This window comes from Xenorhabdus bovienii, from assembly GCF_024721015.1.
In the GTDB taxonomy this organism is placed as follows: Bacteria; Pseudomonadota; Gammaproteobacteria; order Enterobacterales; family Enterobacteriaceae; genus Xenorhabdus; species Xenorhabdus bovienii.
Genome location: NZ_JANAIF010000489.1, coordinates 1 through 234, shown reverse-complemented (window position 1 = coordinate 234; position 234 = coordinate 1). Strand labels below are relative to the sequence as shown.

The following is a 234-nucleotide window of genomic DNA, read 5'->3' as shown; positions in this document are numbered from 1 at the left end:
CGCCGTTGGTACCTGTAGGCTTTGAGTTGCCGTACCAGTCGTACCTTGCATTGACAGTATCAATGTTCTGCTCAGTTCCAAGATTGTAGTTCGCATTTACTGTTAAATCCAGTCCCGGGATCAGGTTTGTTTTTTTGTATTTTAAGGTAGGCATGATGATCGTTCCTTTTCTGTGCCATGCCCCAAATACCTGGATCATACGGGCCCCAGTCTGGATTTCCTTGTAGTTTTGTC

General features: G+C 45.3%; 1 protein-coding gene. It reads right to left on the bottom strand.

Annotation, left to right across the window (positions count from 1 at the left end):
• A partial coding sequence (locus tag NXS07_RS22765) for a hypothetical protein (protein WP_258087704.1) occupies positions 1 to 199 on the bottom strand: 199 nt, incomplete at its 3' end.
• Between the last annotated feature and the right edge of the window lie 35 nt (positions 200 to 234).